Below are 18,889 nucleotides of genomic sequence, written 5' to 3'. Positions count from 1 at the left end.
ACGCCGCGTGGCGCTTTGCCTGTAAGATCATGCCTGAACCCAAGCGGCTTTTACAGACGGAAGGCGTGACCGAGGTAGACGTCCCTCACCAACTGGTTGGCTAGCACGGTCTCCGCGTCGCCTTCAGCGATGATGTGGCCGTCGTTGACAATGTACGCCTTATCGCAGATATCCAGTGTCTCGCGCACATTGTGGTCGGTTATCAGCACGCCAATGTCCTTGTCCTTGAGGTGCTGGATAATCTGTTTGATGTCGTTGACGGATATCGGATCCACGCCGGCAAAGGGCTCGTCGAGCAATATGAATCGCGGCTCTGTGGCCAGTGCGCGGGCGATCTCCGCTCGCCGGCGCTCGCCACCGGACAGGCTCATGCCCTTGCTGTCCTTGAGGTGATGGATATGAAACTCGCGCAATAGTGACTCAAGCTTGCCCTCGCGACCCTTGCGATTGAGATCCTTGCGGGTCTCGAGAATCGCCATGATGTTCTCGCCGACGGTCAGCTTGCGGAAGATGGATGCTTCCTGCGGCAGGTAACCAATACCCTGGCGCGCGCGACCGTGCATAGGCAGACCAGTCACGTCGACGCCATTGATCTGGATCTTGCCTTCATCAGCCTTGACCAACCCGACGATCATGTAGAAACAGGTCGTCTTGCCCGCACCGTTCGGCCCCAGCAGGCCGACCACTTCGCCGCTGGTGATCGACAGGGAAACATCCCGCACCACCTTGCGCGACTTGTAGGCTTTGGCCAGGTGGTGCGCCTGTAGCTTAATCATTATTGGCCGGCTCCGGCGTGCGATTGCGCGGCTGAATCACCATCTCGATGCGACCGGGCTTCTCGGCGCTTTCGCCGGGGCGTCCGGCATCGACGATTTCTTCGGCCACGTTGTAGGTGACATATTCACCTTCAAAGGTATTGCCGTCCTGGTCCAGATGCGCGTTATTGATCAGCACCACCCGTTCCTCGGCGGCATAGTATTCAATGGTCCGTCCGCGGGCGTTGACCGGGCCTTTATTCGGGTTGGGCGTCTGTTTGAACGTGGCGGGGTTGCCTACGCTGACGATTTTGCTTACCTCACCTTCAGCATTGGTGGTCAGGGTCACCTCGTTACCGGTCAGGCGCATGCTGCCCTGGGTCACAATAACGTCCCCGGTGTACACGGCGATATTGCGCCGGTCGTCGAGGTTGGCCGTATTGGCCTGAATACGAATGGGTTGATTGCTGTCTTCGGGAAGGGCTAGTGCCTGAAAACAGGGGCCGAGCAACAGGGCAACAAGCGCCAGGGATTTAACGCACCTCATGTAGGCCTCGTACGTTGGACAGCAGCTGCATGCGGCCGTCTTGGAAATAGACATGCATGCCAGTGGCGGTGGTAACGCCACTGACTGCTTCGATTCTAACGTCCTGATCAGTCTCGGCGTAATCCCTCGAGGGGAATACCGTCAGGGCCGATGTGGTCATCTGCGATACCGGTTCGTCAGGTATCTCCTGCTTGAGCAACACATCGTCATTCAGCTGGACCCGGTCACCGCCTTCGGTAATCCATCCCGTGCGCGAAGTTACCAACCAGGGTTGCTGCTCGTCCGCGCGGTAGTACAACAGGTTTGGCGCTTCCAGCCGAGTGCTGTCTTCGTTGGCCAGGTGCGTGGCGCGTCGGCTGGTGAGCTCATAGCGTACCGTGCCGTCGGGATTGAGCATGGTGATGTGACTGTTTTCCATGAAGAAATCAGGCTGGGTCGGGTCGTCCACCAACACTGTTTCGCTGAAGCTGCCGGGCCGAATGTTCCAGTAGCCCATCGCCAGCGCAATCGCCACGGCGATCCCGACAATGGCACCGACCACCAGGTAGCGGGGCGGATTGAAACTCACAGGTAGGCAGCCTGCGCGGCATCAAGCGTGCCCTGGGCGCGCATGATCAGCTCGCAGAATTCGCGTGCAGCCCCCATCCCGCCGGCATTCTGCGTTACGCCATGGGCGTGTTCGCGTACGAAGGCGTCAGCGCTGGCGACAGCCATGCCAAGGCCGACCAGGCGCATCACCGGCAAATCCGGGAGATCATCGCCCAGGAAGGCGATCTGCTGATATTTGAGCTGTATCTGTTGGCGCAGCTCCTCCAGCGCATTGATCTTGTCTTCCCGGCCCTGGATCAGGTACTGGATGCCCAGGTTGGCAGCGCGCTTTTCTACCAGGGGGGAGTTGCGCCCACTGATGATTGCCGTCTCGACGCCCGAGGCAATCAGCATCTTGATGCCATGGCCGTCCAGGGTGTTGAAGGACTTGAACTCGGTGCCGTCGGGCATGAAATACAGCCGCCCGTCAGTCAATACGCCGTCCACGTCAAAGATTGCCAGGCGAATAGCCTGAGCCCGTTCGAACAGAGGAATTTCCGGAAATTGCTTCATACCACTCCCGCCCGTAGCAAGTCATGCATGTTCAGCGCTCCAACCGGTTTACCGGCGTTGTCGACAACGAACAGACCATTGATCTTGGCGTCCTCCATGACCTTCAGCGCCTCGGCAGCCAGTGCACCCTGACTGACAGTCTTGGGCCGAGACGTCATCACACTGGCGATGGACGCGTTATGGATGTCGACGTTGTGATCAAGCGTGCGACGCAGATCGCCGTCGGTGAATATGCCTACCAGTGAACCGCTTTCATCCGCCACGCCGGTCAGGCCAAGCCCTTTGTGGGTCATTTCCAGAAGCGCATCGCGCAGTCGGGTGTCCGGTGAAACCATCGGCATGCGCTCGCCAGCATGCATGATGTCATCTACCAGCAGCAGCAAGCGCCGGCCGAGGGTGCCGCCTGGATGTGAAAAAGCAAAATCCTCGGCGCTGAATCCCCGGGCTTCGAGCATGGCGATAGCGAGGGCATCGCCCATGACCAGTGCCGTAGTGGTGCTTGAAGTCGGTGCCAGGTTCAGCGGGCAGGCTTCCATTTCGACGCCAGTATGCAAATTGGCGATCGCAGCCCGAGCCAGGGTCGAGTCCGGATTGCCGGTAATGCTGATCATTGGGACGCCAAGACGCTTGATGAGTGGTAACAGGGTGACCAGCTCGGCGGTATTGCCCGAATTGGACAGGGCGATGACCACGTCATTGCGGGTGATCATGCCCATGTCGCCATGCGAGGCTTCGCCGGGGTGCACAAAAAATGCCGGTGAGCCGGTGCTGGCCAGCGTCGCTGCCATTTTCCGGGCGATATGACCGGATTTGCCCATACCCGTGACCACGATGCGCGCTTTGCAGTCCAAGAGGGTCTGGCAGGCAATGCCAAAATGTTGGTCGAGCCTGGCCAGCAGGCTATTGACGGCGTCGCGCTCCATGCTGATGGTGCGTTGTGCTGAGGCGATAAAATCGAATTCGGACATGTAATCTGCGTCTTGGTTTGATCAGGCGGCGAGTATAACGCCTTGTCCCGTCCAACTCACGCTGGGTCGGCCTGTTTGGCGCAGCATCGGTTGCTCGTCGCGCTTGAAGCAGCCGCGCCGTGCTCGTCACGCGTTGTTTTGCAACCAAATGAGTCCTGTCGCGGTGTTTTTAACCCGCAATTGGTTGTGAACACTGCGCACCTTGGGGCGAGCCGGTTGAACTGGTATATTAGCGCGTTCATTTTTGCCGCACCTTCGCGGCACCCCAGGATCAGGTTCGTTCATATGGCCGTATCGTCGGACTACATCGTTGATATGCAAAAGGTTTCCTTCTCGCGAGGAGAGCGCCTGATCTTTGATAATGTCGATATCCGCATCCCTCGAGGCAAGGTCACCGGCATCATGGGGCCGTCCGGTTGTGGCAAGACCACGCTGTTGCGCCTGATTGGCGCCCAGCTGCGTCCGGACAGCGGCTCTATCATGGTTAATGATCAGGACATCCCCAAGCTGGGCCGTAGCGAGCTGTTCGAGGCTCGCCAGCAGATGGGCATGCTGTTCCAGAGCGGTGCGCTGTTTACCGACCTTAGCGTATTCGAGAATGTTGCCTTCTCACTGCGCGTGCATACCGATCTGCCGGAAGAAATGGTCCGCGACATCGTGTTGCTGAAACTTCAGGCGGTGGGTTTGCGTGGCGCATACCAGCTGATGCCCGACGAGCTGTCTGGTGGCATGCAGCGCCGCGTGGCGCTGGCCCGGGCTATTGCTCTTGATCCTCAGCTGTTGATGTACGACGAGCCATTCGTGGGCCAGGACCCGATTTCGATGGGGGTATTGGTCCGTCTGATCCGGCTGTTGAATGATGCGCTGGGGCTGACGAGCATTGTCGTCTCCCACGATCTGGCTGAGACCGCCGGCATTGCCGACTATTTATATGTGGTGGGCGATGGCATGGTGCTGGGGCAGGGCAAACCCGAGGATCTGATGAATTCGGATAATCCGCGCATTCGGCAATTCATGCAGGGCGAGCCGGATGGTCCGGTGCCCTTCCATTATCCGGCGAATGGCTACGTCGATGATCTGTTGGGCAAGGAGAGCAGATGAAAGCTTCGATGACTGACCGGATTGCCCTGCTGGGGCGGTCCGGTCTGGATGTGGTAGGCACGCTGGGGCGCTCGGGCATATTTCTGTTCCAGGCATTGGCGGGCAGGTCACAGTTTGGTAACGCATTCGGTCTGCTGGTGCGCCAGCTGTACGCCGTCGGCGTGTTGTCCATGGTCATCATCGTGGTGTCCGGGCTGTTCATCGGCATGGTGCTGGCGCTGCAGGGCTACAACATTCTGTCCGGTTACGGCTCTGAGCAGGCGGTCGGACAGATGGTGGCACTGACGCTGCTGCGCGAGCTGGGACCGGTGGTCACGGCATTGCTGTTCGCGGGTCGTGCCGGATCGGCGCTGACGGCGGAAATCGGCCTGATGAAAGCCACCGAGCAGTTATCCAGTCTTGAGATGATCGGCGTCGATCCGCTCAAGTATGTGATCGCCCCGCGGCTCTGGGCGGGATTTATCTCCATGCCGTTGCTGGCAATGATCTTCTGCGTCGTGGGAATCTGGGGTGGCGCCATGGTCGCGGTCGACTGGCTCGGCGTATACTCCGGCTCCTATTGGTCGAATATGCAGAACTCCGTTCAGTTTGGTGAGGATGTTCTCAACGGCCTGATCAAGTCAGTGGCATTTGCTTTCGTGGTGACCTGGATTGCAGTATTCCAGGGCTATGATTGCGATCCGACCTCCGAAGGCATCAGCCGGGCAACCACCCGCACTGTCGTCTACGCGTCCCTGGCCGTTCTGAGCCTGGACTTCATTCTCACCGCTTTGATGTTTTGATTACCCAAGGAAACCCAAGATGCGTATGCGTACTCTGGAATTGACAGTAGGCGTGTTCATTCTCGCCGGACTGCTGGCGCTCGCGGTCCTTGCCGTGCGGGTCAGTGGCCTGTCAACGAATACTACCGGGGATGTCTATAAGGTCTATGCCCATTTCGACAATGTGTCAGGCCTGACTACCCGAGCCCGCGTCACCATGGCGGGTGTGACAATTGGCCAGGTGACCGATATCCAGTTTGACAAGAACCGCTACACCGGCAGAGTAGAGATGGCCATATTCAGCGACGTGGATACCTTGCCGGCGGACAGTGCTGCCTCGATTGTGACGGCGGGTTTGCTTGGTGAGAAGTACATCGGGATTTCGGTAGGTGGTGATGACATGATGCTTGCCGAGGGTGATGAGATCTATGACACCCAGTCGGCCCTGGTGCTTGAAGAGCTGATCGGGCGCTTCCTGCTCAATACCGTCAGCAGCGATGATTAATCGGAGAGAAAAATGCGTAACGTAATCAAGTTGGCCCTGGTGCTGGCTCTGTCGGTTCCCCTGTTTGCTCAGGCGGCTTCCGCTACACCGCAACAAGTGGTGGAGGATACGTCGAACCGCGTGATGGACGTGCTCGACTCCAATCGCGAGCTCTATAAAAAGGATTCCGCCGCTTTCCTGGAAGGCCTCAGCGAAGTGCTGGATCCGGTGGTCGACTATGAAGGTATCGCGCGCAGCGTCATGACCGTGCGATTCAGCCGTGATGCCAGCCCGGAGCAGGTCCAGCGGTTTATCGAGACCTTCAAGCGCAGCATGGTGCAGTTCTATGGCAACGCCTTGCTGGAATTTGATAGCGGCGAAATCAGCGTTCTGCCGCCGCGCAACCGCGACAAGCGCGAGGACCGCGCCAGCGTCAACATGGAAATCAAGACCGCCAACGGCACGGTTTATCCCGCGACCTACACCATGGTCAACAAGGATGGTCAGTGGATGGTGCGTAACGTCATTGTCGAAGGTATCAATATCGGCCTGCTGTTCCGTGACCAGTTCGCCCAGGCCATGCAGACGCATAACAATGATCTGGACAAGGTGATCGACAACTGGGGCGGGGTGGTAGCTGAATCTCGCGAGAAAGTTGCCAAGGGTGAGGCGCAGTGAAGGCAAGGGTTGTCAGCGAGGAGGGCGCCCGGATCAGTATCGAGGGTGAGCTCGACTTTGCGACAGCTGTATCCGTACGTTCTGAGCTCGAGAGCGCGATTGACAGCGCTGGGCAGGATGTTCTCCTTGATCTCTCAGGCGTTAGCCGGGCGAACAGCGTTGGATTGTCGTTGATTCTGGTCGCTGCCCGCAGACTGAGCGAAAAGGGCGGCAATTTGCGCCTGACCGAGGTGCCGCAGGCGCTGCGCAGCATCGCCACCGTATGCCAGCTTGACGAGTGGCTGGCTTCCGTGACTGTTTCACCGCAAGCCAACTGAACCGCACCGCAACGCAACGCCACAGGAGAAATGCTCATGCACGCGCACGAAGTGAAAAAGTTACTTGAAGAGCAACTACCAGGAGCGCAGGTGGAAGTAGAAGGCGAAGGCTGCAATTTTCAGCTCAACCTGATCAGTGACGAACTGAAGGCATTGCCGCCGGTCAAGCGTCAACAGCAGGTGTATGCACTGCTCAATCAGCCGATCACCGACGGCAGTATTCATGCCGTCACAATGAAATTTTTTACCCTTGAAGAATGGACCAGCCGTTCCTGAAGGAAGGCCCCGACTAAAGAGACCCGAATGGACAAACTGATCATCACCGGTGGCGATAGCCTCGACGGCGAAATCCGCATTTCCGGGGCCAAGAATTCGGCTCTGCCAATTCTGGCCGCCACCCTGCTGGCTGATGAGCCGGTTACTATCTGCAATCTGCCGCACCTGCATGACATCACCACCATGATTGAACTGTTCGGTCGCATGGGTATCGAGCCCGTCGTCGACGAGCGGCTCAATGTGGAAGTGGATTCGACGCGCATCACTACCCTGGTGGCGCCCTATGAGCTGGTCAAGACCATGCGCGCTTCGATCCTGGTATTGGGACCGATGCTGGCGCATTTCGGCCAGGCCGAAGTCGCACTGCCGGGCGGTTGCGCTATCGGTACGCGTCCGGTTGATCTGCATATCCGCGGCCTGGAAGCCATGGGTGCGGAAATTACCGTGGACGGCGGTTACATCAAGGCCAAGGCGCCCCCGGGCGGCCTGCGCGGCGCGCATTTCTTTTTTGATACGGTCAGTGTGACCGGTACCGAAAACGTGCTGATGGCGGCAACCCTGGCCAAGGGGCGGACGGTACTGGAAAACGCTGCCCGCGAACCGGAAGTGGTTGACCTGGCTGAATGCCTGATCGCCATGGGCGCCAATATCACCGGGCATGGCACCGCAACGATCACCATTGAAGGCGTTGAGCGCCTTCACGCTGCGCGCTATTCGGTCATGCCGGACCGGATCGAGACCGGTACCTATCTGGTTGCTGCTGCAGCCACTCGCGGCCGCGTCAAGCTCAAGGGCACCGATCCATCCATTCTGGAGGCGGTACTGCTCAAGCTGGAAGAGGCGGGCGCGCAGATCGACACGGGCAAGAACTGGATCAGTCTCGACATGAAAGGCAACCGGCCCCGGGCGATCAACCTACGCACCGCTCCGTACCCGGCCTTTCCGACGGATATGCAGGCGCAGTTCATCGCGATGAATGCGGTCGCAGAAGGCACAGGCACGGTCGTTGAAACCGTGTTCGAGAATCGCTTCATGCACGTTCAGGAAATGAACCGCATGGGCGCTCATATTCTGATCGAGGGCAACACGGCGATCGTTACCGGCGTCGAGCGGCTCAAGGGTGCCCCGGTCATGGCGACTGATTTGCGCGCCTCAGCCAGCCTGGTCATCGCCGGTCTGGTTGCTGATGGCGACACGCTGGTTGATCGTATTTACCACATCGATCGCGGCTATGAATGCATCGAGGAAAAGTTGCAAGCGTTGGGGGCCTGTATTCGTCGGGTGCCCGCTTGAGGGAGCAGTAATGAGCCAGAGTCTGACAATTGCCCTGTCCAAGGGCCGTATCCTCGATGATACCTTGCCGCTGCTGAAGCTCGCCGGCATCGAACCGATCGAGGATCTGGAAAAGAGCCGTAAACTGATCTTTCCCACCAGCGATCCGGACGTACGTCTGTTGATTGTGCGTGCCACTGATGTGCCGACCTACGTGGAGCTCGGCGCCGCCGATCTGGGCGTGGCGGGCAAGGATGTGCTGATGGAGTACGACAGTCAGGGGCTGTATGAACCCCTGGATCTAAAAATCGCGAACTGTAGACTGATGACTGCAGGTCCGGTCAATACGCCCGAGCCCAAGGGACGGCTGCGTGTGGCCACCAAGTTCGTCAATGTGGCGCGGCGTTACTACGCAGAACAGGGGCGCCAGGTCGAAATCATCAAGCTCTACGGCTCCATGGAGCTGGCACCCCTGGTGGGCTTGGCGGACAAGATCATCGACGTAGTCGATACCGGCAATACGCTGCGTGCCAACGGCCTCGAGCCGCAGGAGCTGATCTGTCATATCAGCTCGCGGCTGATTGTCAACAAGGCAGCAATGAAGATGAAGCATGCCCGCATCAAGGCGTTGATTGATGTGCTCGGTGATGCCGTCGAGCGCCGCACTGAAACTGCTTGATCTGTCACTCTCTTTACAAAGGTAGCGCGCCCATGAACACGCCATTGAAAATCGCTCGTCTCGACGCCGACCAGGTCGATTTCAATCAGCATCTGGATACGCTGCTGGCGTGGGAAGGGGTATCTGACCGCGCGGTGAACCAGCGCGTCGAGGAAATCATTGACGCTGTGCGTCAGCGTGGTGACGCCGCCGTGGTCGAGTATACGGCGCGGTTTGACGATCTGAACGTGGCGCAGATGTCCGATCTGATTCTCGGGCGCGAGCGGCTCGAACTGGCCCTTGAACGCATCACGCCGGAACAGCGCACCGCGCTGGAAGTGGCGGCTGAGCGTGTTCGCATCTATCACGAACATCAGCGTCAGGAGTCCTGGCGCTACACCGAGGCTGACGGCACCGTACTGGGTCAGCAGATTACCCCGCTCGATCGGGCGGGGCTCTATGTGCCCGGTGGCAAGGCGTCCTATCCCTCCTCGGTGCTGATGAACGCCATCCCAGCCAAGGTCGCAGGCGTGCGTGAAGTGGTCATGGTGGTGCCAACCCCGCGGGGCGAGATCAACGAGCTGGTATTGGCCGCGGCCTGTCTGGCCGGTGTTGATCGGGTGTTTACCATCGGTGGCGCCCAGGCGGTGGCGGCGCTGGCCTACGGTACCGAAAGTGTCCCCCGGGTCGACAAGATTGTCGGGCCTGGAAATATCTACGTGGCCACTGCCAAGCGCGCGGTGTTTGGTCAGGTCGGTATCGACATGATCGCCGGACCCTCGGAAATCCTGGTGATCTGTGACGGTCAGACTGATCCGGACTGGATCGCCATGGATCTGTTCTCACAGGCTGAGCACGATGAGAAGGCCCAGTCGATCCTGTTGTCACCGGACGCGGCGTTTCTCGATGCGGTCCAGGCCAGTCTCGACAAGCTGCTGTCCAGTCTGGAGCGCTGCGATATGGTCCGGGTGTCGATGGAAAGCCGGGGCGCGCTGATCAAGGTTGCCAGTCTGGAACAGGCCATCGAGGTGTCCAATCGGATTGCTCCGGAACACCTGGAGTTGTCTGTTGCGGATCCGGACGCGCTGTTGCCGAAGATTCGTCACGCCGGCGCCATCTTCATGGGTCGTTTCACGCCTGAGGCGCTGGGCGACTATTGCGCGGGTCCGAACCACGTGCTGCCGACGTCCGGTACCGCACGGTTCTCCTCGCCGCTTGGCGTCTATGACTTTCAGAAACGCTCGTCGGTGATCTTCTGCTCACCAGAGGGCGCCTCGGAACTGGCGAAAACCGCATCCGTGCTGGCGCGGGGCGAAAGCCTGACCGCGCATGCGCGCAGCGCAGAATATCGAATCAAAGATTAACAGCGAGAGCTGAAAATCGGCTGGATGCTCGTCGGTTTGAGCTCCCGCGCTTTTAGCTCAACGCTTCATGCCGAGGATTGATCAGTGAGCCGCTTCTGGAGTCCCTTTGTCAAAAATCTGGTGCCCTATGTTCCGGGCGAGCAGCCGAAGCTGGATAACCTGGTCAAGCTCAACACCAACGAGAATCCCTACGGTCCGTCACCGCAGGTACTTGAGGCAATACGCGGCGGCGTCGATGCCAGCCTGCGGCTCTATCCTGCGCCCAACGCCGACAGTTTGAAGTCGGCAATCGCCGATTATCACTCGGTCACGCCGCAGCAGGTTTTTGTGGGTAACGGCTCCGACGAGGTGCTCGCGCACATCTTTCATGCGCTGTTCCAGCACGATAGGCCAGTGCTGTTCCCGGATATCAGCTACAGCTTCTACCCGGTGTATTGCGGCCTGTACGGCATCGAAGCTCGAACCCTGCCGTTGGCCGCGGATTTCAGTATCCGCCCAGAAGACTATCAGCAGCCAAATGGCGGCATTATCTTCCCCAATCCGAATGCGCCTACCGGTGTGTTGTTGGGCCTGGACAAGATCGAAGTGATTCTGCAGGCCAACCCTGACTCGGTGGTCGTGGTGGATGAAGCCTACATCGATTTCGGCGGTGAAACGGCAATCAGCCTGGTTGACCGTTATGCCAATCTGCTGGTGACTCAGACCCTGTCCAAATCGCGCTCACTGGCAGGGTTGCGGGTCGGTTTTGCGGTGGGGCATCCGGATCTTATCGAAGCGCTGGAACGGATCAAGAACAGTTTCAATTCATATCCACTGGACCGCCTGGCTATCCTCGGATCGGTCGCCGCGTTTGAGGATGACGAATATTTCCGTGCCACATGCCAGGCGGTCATACGCAGTCGCGAGCATCTTGCCACAGCACTGCAGCTCCTCGGATTCGAGGTGCTGCCTTCCGCGGCCAATTTCATTTTCGCGCGACATGCCACATGTGACGCTGCCGGGCTGGCGCAGGGCTTGCGGGAGCAACGGGTGATAGTGCGGCACTTCAATGCGCCGCGGATTGACCAGTTCCTGCGCATTACTATCGGTACAGAAGAACAGAATCAGGCGCTGCTCGAGGCACTGAAGCAGCTGCTCTGATGACCTGAGGCGAAGGGGCGATCAACGCCCCTCTGCTGGCCCGTCAGGGCTTGAAGCTGGGCCGAACGCCCACCTGCGCGACGAAGGTATGGGTGTTGCCGTCGCGCAGGACCTCCATGGTCACTGTTTCGCCAGGATCAGCACGTGCCACCTGATTCATGGCGTCGCGTCCGCTGCTGGCGGGTTGATTGTCGATACGCAAGATCAGATCACCGGGTTGCAGCCCTGCCTGCCATGCCGGGCCATCGCGATACAGTCCGGTAATCACGATCCCTTCATTCTGTTTCAGGTTGTACGAGGCTGCCAGCTCGGGCGTTACGGGCTGCACCTCTACACCGAGCCAGCCGCGAATGACCCTGCCAGCCGCGATGATTTCGTGCATGACTTCATAGGCCAGGCGAGCCGGGATGGCGAAACCGATCCCCTGGGAGCCGCCAGATTGGGAGAAAATCGCCGTATTGATGCCGATCAGGTTACCGTGGGCATCGATCAGCGCACCGCCCGAATTGCCCTGATTGATCGCAGCATCGGTCTGGATGAAGTCTTCATAGGTATTCAGTCCCAGCTGGTTGCGCCCCGTGGCGCTGATAATGCCCATGGTCACCGTTTGGCCCAGGCCGAAGGGGTTGCCGATGGCCATGACTACATCGCCGGTGCGCTGTCTGAGTTCATCGCTGGAGCTGATGGTAACGGCCGGCAGGTTGGGCAGATCGATTTTGAGTACCGCCAGATCGGTTTCCGGGTCCGTGCCGATCAGCCGTGCGAGTGCTTCGCGACCATCCTGCAAGGCCACCAGAATCTCGTCGGCGTCGGCGATCACGTGATTATTGGTCAGCAGATAGCCGTCGGGGCTCAGGATTACCGCCGACCCCAGGCTCGACTGGCGCCGGGCGGGCGCGGGCATGGTGTCGGAATAATCCCTCAGGGTCCGGCCACGCTGCTGCCCATTCGTTTCACCTTCGAGTTCCTTGCTGGTGAAGATGCTCGCCACTGCCGGGGCGGCGCGCTGAACGGCGTCGCTATAGGAGGCAGGGCCGACCGACGGAGCGGCGGCCTGCGGGGCCATCTGGATGGCGACATTGCTAGTTTCCGGCAAGCCGAGCCAGTGTGGGTATTTCTGGACGATCAGCAGCGCTGCCAGCAGGCCGCAGGCCACCGGCCAGGCGAGATTACGCACGAGATCCTTCATAAATCTGTCCCTTGAGACCGTGGTCGGCCAGTCGATTAACCCGCCATTATAAGTACATGCGGCGAGCCTGTGGAGCGTGAGTTCTTGAAAAGGCTGCGTCTGGGTCTGAGAATGCAGAATCTGTTCATCGGTTGGAGAATATCATGAGCGAAAAAGGCTCGGTCGCGCGTCGCGACCTGGTTGCCTATTGCGATGCCATGCTGGAAAGCGCGGCGTTCCAGGACTACTGCCCGAATGGGCTGCAGATCGAAGGTCGCGATCGAGTACAGCGCCTGGTTACCGGCGTCACTGCCAGTCAGGCCTTGATTGACGCCGCTATCGCGCGGGGTGCGGACATGCTGCTGGTCCACCATGGGTACTTCTGGAAGGGCGAGTCCGCTCCGCTGACCGGTATCAAGAAAAACCGTATCAAGGCGTTACTTGATCACGATATCAGCCTGCTTGCCTATCATCTGCCGCTGGATGTGCATGCCGAGGTGGGTAATAACGTCCAGCTTGCGCGCTTGCTTGGCTGGCGGATTCGCGGCGGGCTGGAGCCGGAGAACCCGCGCTCGGTGGGCCTGCACGGCGAGCTTGAAAAACCGCAATCGGCCTGTGAAATGACCGAAAGCCTGACGCGCGTACTCGGCCGGGCGCCCTTGCATATCGCCGGGAATGACCGACCTATCAAGCGTATCGCCTGGTGCACCGGCGCGGCCCAGGGCTACATCGAAAAAGCCATCGCCCTGGGCATGGATGCCTTTGTCACAGGTGAAGTATCCGAGCCGACGGTCCACAGTGCGCGGGAGAATGGCATTCATTTCTTTGCGGCTGGCCACCACGCTACCGAACGTTACGGTGTACAGGCGCTGGGGGAGAAGCTGGCGGAGCAATTCGGAATAGCGCATGAATTTGTCGATATCGATAACCCGGTCTGACCCGCTGCGCTTGCGCGTCCTGTTGAATCAGCGCCAGCCTGCCCAGTATATGGTTATGCTTTAAAGGTATTAAAAGGCAGCTTATTAGATGCATGTGGCTTTGTTACAATGCCGGCCTATCTGACTGCCCTTCATCGTGAGTACGCCATGCTCGAAAAACTGACACATCTCAAGCAACTGGAAGCCGAAAGCATCCATATCATTCGTGAGGTGGCCGCCGAGTTTCAGAATCCGGTGATGCTGTATTCGATCGGCAAGGACTCCGCGGTCATGTTGCATCTGGCCCGCAAGGCCTTTTACCCCGGTCGTCTGCCGTTTCCGGTCATGCATGTCGACACCGGCTGGAAATTCCGCGAAATGTATAGTTTCCGCGAGCGCATCGTCGAGGAAATGGACCTGGACCTGCTGGTTCACAAAAATCCCGAAGGTGTGGCGCAGGGCATCGGACCCTTCACCCACGGCAGCGCGGTGCATACCGACGTGATGAAGACCCAGGGTCTGAAGCAGGCATTGGACAAGTACGGCTTTGACGCGGCCTTCGGTGGCGCCCGCCGTGATGAGGAAAAGTCACGCGCCAAGGAGCGCGTCTATTCCTTCCGCGACAAGCATCACCGCTGGGATCCAAAAAACCAGCGTCCCGAGTTGTGGGATATCTACAACGGCAAGGTGCACAAGGGTGAAAGCATTCGCGTGTTCCCGCTGTCGAACTGGACCGAGCTGGACATCTGGCAATACATCTATCTGGAAAGCATTCCCATCGTGCCGCTGTATTTCGCCGCCAAGCGTCCGGTGGTCGAGCGTAACGGTTCGCTGATCATGGTTGACGACGAACGTATGCCGCTGGAAGAGGGCGAAGTGCCGGAAGAAAAGATGGTCCGCTTCCGTACCCTGGGCTGTTATCCGCTGACCGGCGCGGTGGAATCCACCGCTGCCACGCTGCCGGAAATCATTCAGGAAATGCTTCTGACCCGCACGTCCGAGCGCCAGGGCCGGGTGATCGACCACGATCAAGCCGGATCGATGGAAGAAAAGAAACGCCAAGGCTATTTCTAAGCGCTCACCCCGGAGAATTACATGAGTCACCAATCAGATCTTATCAGTCAGGACATCCTGGCCTATCTGGGGCAGCACGAGCGTAAGGAGCTGCTGCGCTTTTTGACCTGCGGCAACGTCGACGACGGCAAAAGCACCTTGATCGGCCGTTTGCTGCACGACTCCAAGATGATCTATGAAGATGACATGGAAGCCATCACCCGCGACTCCAAGAAGTCCGGCACCACCGGTGAGGAAGTTGACCTGGCGCTGCTGGTCGACGGTCTGCAGGCCGAGCGCGAGCAGGGCATCACCATTGATGTCGCCTATCGCTACTTTTCCACTGCCAAGCGCAAATTCATCATCGCCGATACCCCCGGTCATGAGCAGTACACCCGCAACATGGCCACCGGGGCCTCGACCTGTGACCTGGCGATCATCCTGATTGATGCGCGCTACGGCGTACAGACGCAAACCCGCCGGCACAGCTTTATCGCTTCGTTGCTGGGCATCAAGCACATCGTGGTCGCCGTCAACAAGATGGACCTGATGGAATTCGACGAGACTGTATTCGATCGGATCTGCGACGATTACCGCGACTTCGCCAGTGGCCTGGAGCTGCTGGACGGCAGCAGCGTGCACTTCGTGCCGATGTCGGCGCTGAAGGGCGACAACGTAGTCAATCGCAGCGAGCGCAGCCCCTGGTATACCGGGCCTTCGCTGATGGAGATTCTTGAGACCGTCGAGATTGCGGCCGATCGTAACCTTACAGATCTGCGTTTCCCGGTTCAGTTGGTCACCCGACCGAACCTGAACTTCCGCGGCTTCGCCGGTACCGTGGCGTCCGGCATCGTCCACAAGGGCGACGAACTGGTGGTGCTGCCTTCGGGCAAGACCAGCCGGGTCAAATCCATTGTGACCTTCGACGGTGAGCTGGAAAGCGCCGGCCCCGGTCAGGCCGTGACCTTGACCATGGAAGACGAGGTGGATATCTCCCGCGGCGACATGCTCGCCCACGTGGATAACCGGCCGCTGATTGGCGATCAATTCGAAGCCGATATCGTGTGGATGGCCGAGCAGCCGATGCAGCCGGGCCGCAAATACGACATCAAGCGTGCCACCAGCACCAGTCCGGGCTCCTTTACCCGGATACTGCACCAGATCAACGTCAATACGCTGCAAAAGCAGACTGCTGCGCAGCTGGAATTGAACGAGATTGGCCGGGTCGAGCTGGCGCTGGAACGGCCGATCGCCTATGACGATTACCGCGCCAACCACGTCTCGGGCGCCTTCATCGTTGTCGACCGCATGACCAATGGCACCGTTGGCGCGGGCATGATCGTGGCCAAGGGGCTGCTTGGGCAGAACACCAGCGGTAGTCATCATGGTCGTCTGGCCCACGTGACCGCATCGGAACGCGCTGTGCGTTTCGGTCAGGAGCCGGTCACCGTTCTCTTTACCGGGTTGTCCGGGTCCGGCAAAAGCACTATTGCCTACGCAGTAGAGCGCAAGCTGTTCGATAGCGGCCGCGCCTGTTACGTACTGGATGGCAAGGTGCTGCGTCAGGATCTCAGCAAGGGTGTCGGCCAGGATGCGCTGGGCCGCGCGGAAAATCTGCAGAAGGGTGCTCGCATCGCCAGACAGCTCAATGAAGCGGGGCTTATTGCGTTGGGCGCCTTTATGGCACCGACCGAAGAAGGCCGCGCGGCTGCCAAACACATTCTGGGGGAGCGCTGCCTGCAGGTGTATCTGGATGCGCCGCTTGAGGTCTGTCAGACACGTGATCCTTCGGGTCTCTACGCTGCGAATGCGGACAACACCGTGCCGGGAGTTTCCTATCCCTATGAAGCGCCCGAGGAAGCAGCGCTGGTGCTGAATACCGCGGAGATGGATCTTGAGAGTTGCGTGGACAAGGTGATCGGTCTGCTCCGTGAGCGGTCACTGATCTGACCTATGAAACCTGCCGATATTGACTTCATGCGTCTCGCGCTGGCGGAGGCCGAACAGGCCGCCGCCTGTGGCGAGGTGCCGGTGGGGGCCATTCTGGTGCAGGATGGCCAGATAATCGGCAGAGGCTTCAACCAGCCCATTACCAGCCACGACCCCAGCGCTCATGCCGAGATGGTCGCGCTGCGTCAGGCGGCAGCGACGCAGCAGAACTACCGCTTACCCGATTCCACCCTATACGTGACCCTCGAGCCCTGCACCATGTGTGCGGGGCTGCTGATTCACAGCCGGGTCAAGCGGCTGGTATTTGGCGCCAGCGAGCCCCGCGCGGGCGCGGTGATGAGCCGAAGCCAGATTCTGGCGCAGTCCTGGATGAATCATCGCGTCGAAGTGGAAGGCGGGGTGCTTGAGGAGGAGTGCGCTGCTGTTCTGACTGCGTTTTTCAAGGCGCGGCGCGAACGCTAGTTTCATGTTTCATGGCACATCCCGAGGCGTCCTGAGATCTTTTCATTGGGTAACCGCTGCTCGTCCCCGCCGCTCTACCGTACCGGTAGTTGTCTGCTTGTGCCTGATTACCGAGCCCGAACGCGCCACCCAGCTGCATTTGTGGGAGGGGCGACTCGCCGCGATTGCTATCAGCCCGCACAAGCCATCAGAACTGGACACAGTTAGTCCGGTGCGTACGAGTTATTGTTTTGCTTGTAGCCAATTAATCAAAGAGTTTTGCGCTTATCGCACGAAACCAATCGCGGCGAGTCGCCCCTCCCACAGGCTAATCGTCGCGCATCATCAAATCCCCTGCGGTAACTGCTCCAGGATGCCCGGCGTATGGTAGTTGCTGTCCGGCAGCCGGCCTGTCTCGGACTGGGGCTGGGTTATCCATTGCAGGATTTCGTAGTAACGCCGGATGTTCTGCACGTAATTGACCGGTTCCACACCGCGGGCGTAGCCGTAGCGGGTCTGGGTGTACCACTGCTTCTTGGCCAGCAGCGGGAGATGGTCTTTGACATCGATCCAGCGGTTTGGGTCGCGGCCGTTGTTGCGGGTCAGAATGCGCGCGTCGTCGAGATGGCCAAGGCCGACGTTATAGGCTGCCAGGGCAAACCAGGTCCGGTCCGGCTCGGGTATATCCGTTGATAACTGATCCCGTACCCACACCAGATAGCGGGCGCCCCCGAAAATACTTTGCTTTGGATCTACCCGATTGGTCACGCCGACAAATTTGGCTGTGGGCAGGGTGAGCATCATCAGACCCCGCACGCCGGTGGGCGAGCGTGCGTCCGGGTCCCATAAAGATTCCTGATAGCCCATGCCGGCCAGCAATCGCCAATCGAGTGCGTACTGATCGCCGGCCTGACGGAAAAGGGTTTCAAAGCGTGGCAGTCTGTTCTGCATGTGCCGAGCGAATGCGCGGGCGCCTACATAGTCGAGCACATCCGAATGGCCATAGAAGCGTTCGACCAACTGATCCAGTGTCCCGTCCTCCTTGATCGTTTCGAAAAACGCAGACACCGCTTCAAGCAAGCTGTTGTCGTTGCTGTGCGGCAGTACCCAGGCGATAGGTTGGGGCTGGTCGAGATCAAAGCCGACCCGCACGGCGGGGTAGAACGCCTGGTTGACGACCAGCTCGTTGGAATAGACCACTGCGTGATCGATTTCGTTATCGTTGACCAGCCGCAGCAGGTCCACCACTTCCAGGTTGTCTGATTCCTCGAACATCAGCTCAGGGTGTTCGAGCTGCAGATCGCGTAACTGGTCGGCCAGTGTGCTGCCCTTGAGCACCATCACCCGTTTACCGTAAATGTCTCCGAGGTTGCGCGGTTGGCGCGTGCCGCGTCGATACACCACCTGCGGCGTGGCGTCGAGATAGGGTTCGGCAAAGCGCACCTGGCCCTCGCGCGCCGGGTTGATGGTCAGTCCGGCGGCGGCCAGGTCCGGGCCTTCCTCGGCACCGAGGCGCTGGTACAGTTCGTCGAGCGTGTTGGAGGTAGTGAGATCCAGCTCCACGCCGAGGCTGTCGGCAAAACGTTTGCTGAGCTCGTACTCGAGGCCGGTATCGCCGTTACGGTCCTGATAATAGGTCGTGGGGGTGTTGCGGGTGATGACGCGCAGAACCCCCTCTTCGTGGATCTCCTCCAGGCGGTCGGGCTTATCGCAGCCGGCCAGCAGGTTTGCCAGGAACACAACCGCCAACGTTGTTGCCCAGCCTTTGAACGACCATGGCGCTGTCGTACGTCTGAGGCCACGCGCGAGCAGACTCGACGCGCCCGGCGCGCTCAGCGGTGAGTGCTGCCGTGTGCTGGCTGCCTCGCCTGGATCTTCCGCGGCTGTGTTGATCAGGGGTATGGGACGCATGCGCGCAAGTATATGCAAATCCGCCGC

Annotated in this window: 21 protein-coding genes; 14 read left to right on the top strand and 7 right to left on the bottom strand. The window is 59.4% G+C overall.

The window, feature by feature from the left end:
* Positions 1–50: 50 nt before the first annotated feature.
* Genes lptB through FHK95_RS01510 form a run of 5 tightly spaced genes read right to left on the bottom strand, consistent with a single transcriptional unit; the run spans position 51 to position 3,371 of the window.
* Positions 51–776 carry an LPS export ABC transporter ATP-binding protein gene (lptB, locus tag FHK95_RS01530; protein WP_150302814.1) on the bottom strand — a complete coding sequence of 242 codons (726 nt, stop codon included), beginning with the start codon at positions 774–776 and terminating at the stop codon, positions 51–53.
* On the bottom strand, positions 769–1,302 hold the full coding sequence (gene lptA, locus FHK95_RS01525) for a lipopolysaccharide transport periplasmic protein LptA (protein ID WP_150302813.1): 534 nt from the start codon (positions 1,300–1,302) through the stop codon (positions 769–771). Before lptA ends, lptB begins: the two co-directional genes overlap by 8 nt.
* Positions 1,289–1,870: an LPS export ABC transporter periplasmic protein LptC gene (gene lptC, locus FHK95_RS01520; RefSeq protein WP_150302812.1), complete on the bottom strand. Its 582-nt coding sequence runs from the start codon at positions 1,868–1,870 to the stop codon at positions 1,289–1,291. Before lptC ends, lptA begins: the two co-directional genes overlap by 14 nt.
* Positions 1,867–2,403: a KdsC family phosphatase gene (locus tag FHK95_RS01515; protein ID WP_150302811.1), complete on the bottom strand. Its 537-nt coding sequence runs from the start codon at positions 2,401–2,403 to the stop codon at positions 1,867–1,869. The genes lptC and FHK95_RS01515 overlap by 4 nt, the downstream gene beginning before the upstream one ends.
* The gene (locus tag FHK95_RS01510; RefSeq protein WP_150302810.1) at positions 2,400–3,371 is read right to left on the bottom strand and encodes a KpsF/GutQ family sugar-phosphate isomerase; all 972 of its coding nucleotides are present in this window, start codon (positions 3,369–3,371) and stop codon (positions 2,400–2,402) included. Before FHK95_RS01510 ends, FHK95_RS01515 begins: the two co-directional genes overlap by 4 nt.
* Before the next feature lie 285 nt (positions 3,372–3,656).
* Here FHK95_RS01510 and FHK95_RS01505 point away from each other — a divergent pair, with 285 nt between their 5' ends.
* The 10 genes from FHK95_RS01505 (at position 3,657) to hisC (ending at position 11,422) form a co-directional block, all read left to right on the top strand.
* Complete coding sequence (locus FHK95_RS01505) at positions 3,657–4,472, top strand: ATP-binding cassette domain-containing protein (protein WP_150302809.1); 816 nt, start codon at positions 3,657–3,659, stop codon at positions 4,470–4,472.
* Positions 4,469–5,254, top strand: a complete 786-nt coding sequence (gene mlaE / locus FHK95_RS01500) for a lipid asymmetry maintenance ABC transporter permease subunit MlaE (protein ID WP_150302808.1) — start codon at positions 4,469–4,471, stop codon at positions 5,252–5,254. Before FHK95_RS01505 ends, mlaE begins: the two co-directional genes overlap by 4 nt.
* A gap of 19 nt (positions 5,255–5,273) precedes the next feature.
* A complete protein-coding gene (gene mlaD, locus FHK95_RS01495; protein WP_150302807.1) occupies positions 5,274–5,738 on the top strand; it encodes an outer membrane lipid asymmetry maintenance protein MlaD in 465 nt (154 codons plus the stop codon).
* A gap of 12 nt (positions 5,739–5,750) precedes the next feature.
* Positions 5,751–6,395, top strand: coding sequence for an MlaC/ttg2D family ABC transporter substrate-binding protein (locus FHK95_RS01490; protein ID WP_150302806.1), 645 nt, complete (start codon positions 5,751–5,753; stop codon positions 6,393–6,395).
* On the top strand, positions 6,392–6,712 hold the full coding sequence (locus FHK95_RS01485; protein WP_150302805.1) for an STAS domain-containing protein: 321 nt from the start codon (positions 6,392–6,394) through the stop codon (positions 6,710–6,712). The genes FHK95_RS01490 and FHK95_RS01485 overlap by 4 nt, the downstream gene beginning before the upstream one ends.
* Positions 6,713–6,748: 36 nt before the next feature.
* Positions 6,749–6,988, top strand: a complete 240-nt coding sequence (locus FHK95_RS01480; RefSeq protein WP_150302804.1) for a BolA family protein — start codon at positions 6,749–6,751, stop codon at positions 6,986–6,988.
* Positions 6,989–7,015: 27 nt separating this feature from the next.
* Positions 7,016–8,281 (top strand): UDP-N-acetylglucosamine 1-carboxyvinyltransferase, encoded by a 1,266-nt coding sequence (gene murA / locus FHK95_RS01475; protein ID WP_150302803.1) that lies wholly within the window; start codon positions 7,016–7,018, stop codon positions 8,279–8,281.
* 10 nt (positions 8,282–8,291) lie between these two features.
* Entirely contained in the window at positions 8,292–8,939 is a 648-nt protein-coding gene (hisG, locus tag FHK95_RS01470; protein ID WP_150302802.1) for an ATP phosphoribosyltransferase, read from the top strand.
* 32 nt (positions 8,940–8,971) lie between these two features.
* On the top strand, positions 8,972–10,282 hold the full coding sequence (gene hisD / locus FHK95_RS01465; protein ID WP_150302801.1) for a histidinol dehydrogenase: 1,311 nt from the start codon (positions 8,972–8,974) through the stop codon (positions 10,280–10,282).
* 84 nt (positions 10,283–10,366) lie between these two features.
* The gene (gene hisC / locus FHK95_RS01460) at positions 10,367–11,422 is read left to right on the top strand and encodes a histidinol-phosphate transaminase (protein ID WP_150302800.1); all 1,056 of its coding nucleotides are present in this window, start codon (positions 10,367–10,369) and stop codon (positions 11,420–11,422) included.
* 43 nt (positions 11,423–11,465) lie between these two features.
* Here hisC and FHK95_RS01455 read toward each other — a convergent pair whose 3' ends face one another.
* The gene (locus FHK95_RS01455; protein ID WP_150302799.1) at positions 11,466–12,611 is read right to left on the bottom strand and encodes a S1C family serine protease; all 1,146 of its coding nucleotides are present in this window, start codon (positions 12,609–12,611) and stop codon (positions 11,466–11,468) included.
* Positions 12,612–12,754: 143 nt separating this feature from the next.
* On the opposite strand from FHK95_RS01455, the gene FHK95_RS01450 reads away from it, so the two are divergent.
* The 4 genes from FHK95_RS01450 (at position 12,755) to tadA (ending at position 16,972) form a co-directional block, all read left to right on the top strand.
* Positions 12,755–13,528, top strand: coding sequence for a Nif3-like dinuclear metal center hexameric protein (locus FHK95_RS01450; RefSeq protein ID WP_150302798.1), 774 nt, complete (start codon positions 12,755–12,757; stop codon positions 13,526–13,528).
* 147 nt (positions 13,529–13,675) lie between these two features.
* On the top strand, positions 13,676–14,581 hold the full coding sequence (gene cysD / locus FHK95_RS01445) for a sulfate adenylyltransferase subunit CysD (RefSeq protein WP_150302797.1): 906 nt from the start codon (positions 13,676–13,678) through the stop codon (positions 14,579–14,581).
* A gap of 21 nt (positions 14,582–14,602) precedes the next feature.
* On the top strand, positions 14,603–16,510 hold the full coding sequence (gene cysN / locus FHK95_RS01440; RefSeq protein ID WP_150302796.1) for a sulfate adenylyltransferase subunit CysN: 1,908 nt from the start codon (positions 14,603–14,605) through the stop codon (positions 16,508–16,510).
* A 3-nt stretch (positions 16,511–16,513) separates the two neighbouring features.
* Positions 16,514–16,972: a tRNA adenosine(34) deaminase TadA gene (gene tadA / locus FHK95_RS01435; RefSeq protein ID WP_150302795.1), complete on the top strand. Its 459-nt coding sequence runs from the start codon at positions 16,514–16,516 to the stop codon at positions 16,970–16,972.
* A gap of 324 nt (positions 16,973–17,296) precedes the next feature.
* On the opposite strand, the gene mltF is transcribed toward tadA, so the two are convergent.
* Positions 17,297–18,880, bottom strand: a complete 1,584-nt coding sequence (mltF, locus tag FHK95_RS01430; RefSeq protein WP_235906681.1) for a membrane-bound lytic murein transglycosylase MltF — start codon at positions 18,878–18,880, stop codon at positions 17,297–17,299.
* Positions 18,881–18,889 lie beyond the last annotated feature (9 nt).

The sequence above is a fragment of the Pseudomonas saliphila genome, from assembly GCF_008638345.1.
In the GTDB taxonomy this organism is placed as follows: domain Bacteria; phylum Pseudomonadota; class Gammaproteobacteria; order Pseudomonadales; family Pseudomonadaceae; genus Halopseudomonas; species Halopseudomonas saliphila.
This window is presented reverse-complemented; position numbering and strand designations above follow the sequence as displayed.